Annotated in this window: 2 protein-coding genes, 1 tRNA gene and 2 pseudogenes; 1 reads left to right on the top strand and 4 read right to left on the bottom strand. The window is 65.0% G+C overall.

The window, feature by feature from the left end; translation table 11 throughout:
• The 3 genes and pseudogenes from I5M_RS33920 to I5M_RS25130 form a co-directional block, all read right to left on the bottom strand.
• Positions 1 to 129: pseudogene (locus I5M_RS33920) on the bottom strand (bifunctional methylenetetrahydrofolate dehydrogenase/methenyltetrahydrofolate cyclohydrolase); the annotation flags it as partial.
• Between the two features lie 104 nt (positions 130 to 233).
• A complete protein-coding gene (locus I5M_RS25125; protein ID WP_022723920.1) occupies positions 234 to 572 on the bottom strand; it encodes a DUF167 domain-containing protein in 339 nt (112 codons plus the stop codon).
• 25 nt (positions 573 to 597) lie between these two features.
• On the bottom strand, positions 598 to 888 hold the full coding sequence (locus I5M_RS25130) for a YggT family protein (protein ID WP_022723921.1): 291 nt from the start codon (positions 886 to 888) through the stop codon (positions 598 to 600).
• A gap of 209 nt (positions 889 to 1,097) precedes the next feature.
• On the opposite strand from I5M_RS25130, the gene I5M_RS25135 reads away from it, so the two are divergent.
• Positions 1,098 to 1,173 (top strand) — tRNA-Ala (locus tag I5M_RS25135).
• Between the two features lie 240 nt (positions 1,174 to 1,413).
• Here I5M_RS25135 and I5M_RS25140 read toward each other — a convergent pair.
• Positions 1,414 to 1,715, bottom strand: a pseudogene (locus tag I5M_RS25140) (nuclear transport factor 2 family protein); the annotation flags it as partial.

A 1,715-nucleotide genomic window follows, 5' to 3' on the forward strand; every position in this document is an offset into this window, starting at 1 on the left:
GTTGCCGACCAGCACGACCGCGAGGCCGGGGGTGATACCGTGATCAGCCTTGATCCGCGTCACTTCGGCGGCAACACGTCCGCGCAGCTCCGCTGAAATGATCTTGCCGTCGATGATGCGAGCGGTCATGCCGTCCCCCTCTCAGTTTTCCAGGCGCTGAAGCGCCGAAACAGCAACGCCTCCCCGGACGGAGAGGCGGATGGATATCGCCCCTTCGGGCCTCCCGTCTTGGTTCAGTCCGCAGGCTTGGCTGCGGTGAGCCGGCGCAGCGCCTCGCCGAGCTGGCGTGGATCGCCGTCGATCGCGATCTGCTTCTGCCGCGAGGTCGCGCCTGACAACAGCCGCACGTTCCGCTTCGGCACCCCGAGCGACTTGGCAAGCAGCTCGGTGACGGCCCGGTTGGCCTCGCCGCCATCGGCGATCGCGCGGACCCGAATTTTCACCACCGGACGCCCGTCCGACAGCGTTTCAAGGCCGTCGATATCGTCGCGGCCGCCGCGCGGCGTCACGCGGACGGCGACAGCCACGCCGGAAGCCGAATAGCGCCAGGCCTCTTTGGCTCGGGCCTCCATCGCGCCTCCAGGCTCTGCCGTGCGCTTAGAACACCGCCGGGTAGATGTAGTAGGTGATCACCCGCTGGATGAACATGATCAGCAGGATCAGGATGATCGGCGATATGTCGAGGCCGCCGAGCGACGGCAGCATGTTGCGGATCGGCGCCAGCAGCGGCTCGGTGATCCGGTAGAGGAATTCCGACACCGCGGACACGAACTGGTTGCGCGTGTTGACGACGTTGAAGGCGATCAGCCACGACAGGATCGCCGCGGCGATCAGCAGCCATATGTAGAGATCGAGAATGATGAGAACGATGTCGAGGATGGCACGCATGGCGGGATGAGGCTCGGGTTCGGGCGCGGGAACGGCTTGCCCGTAAATATCGGTTCACCCCCCGCCAAACAAGGGAACTCGCCCCGAATAAGCTCGTCGCGGCGGCTTTTCATTGTTGGCGGACGCAGCCCCTGCCGTCCTTGACTTGGCATGAAGCGGCGCTGTAAATGGCGGCCTGTTCGCCGATCCGGCTTCGTGCCGGCCGCGACGGGGCCATAGCTCAGCTGGGAGAGCGCATCGTTCGCAATGATGAGGTCGGCGGTTCGATCCCGCCTGGCTCCACCAGCCTTCGCTTGCTTCGCAAGCTTCGGCTCGGCAAGCCGCCGCAGACTATCGTGGCGAAGCAAGTGAAGGCTGCCTCGGCGTAGCCCGCAGGGCGAAGCCGGGCACTCTCGGCAAAGAATCTCAGCTCACACCGATATAGCCCGCGCAAGCCGAACGCGAAGCGTGTCCGGCGTAGCCCGAAAGGGCGAAGACGGACTGACCAATTTCCCACGATTGACGCTCGCGAAATGCGGCGCCAAGTCAGCGTTTCCCCCTCCCCAAATATTCCCTCACCTCCGCCCGCTCCTGCAGCCATCCGCTCCAGCGCGTCATGACCTTCGCCATCCGCTCGGGCGCCACGCCGAGTTGCGCCATGGCGACGCCGCCGTTGACCGATTCGCGGTACTCGGCGATCAGCCCGTCCCGCAGCAAGAAGCGGCTCATGCCGTCGATGACGACTTGGCGGCCGGCGAAATCCGGGATGGTCGAGGTGAAGCTCGACAGCGACCAGGCATAGCCGAGCGTCCCCGTGCAGATCGGATCGAACATCTCCCAGCGATAAT

The sequence above is a fragment of the Rhodopseudomonas sp. B29 genome (genome assembly GCF_000333455.1).
GTDB lineage: Bacteria > Pseudomonadota > Alphaproteobacteria > Rhizobiales > Xanthobacteraceae > Rhodopseudomonas.

Coding starts and splice junctions, on each gene's coding strand:
- I5M_RS25125 (WP_022723920.1), bottom strand. CDS start 572: ATGGAGGCCCGAGCCAAAGAGGCCTGGCGCTATTCGGCTTCCGGCGTG.
- I5M_RS25130 (WP_022723921.1), bottom strand. CDS start 888: ATGCGTGCCATCCTCGACATCGTTCTCATCATTCTCGATCTCTACATA.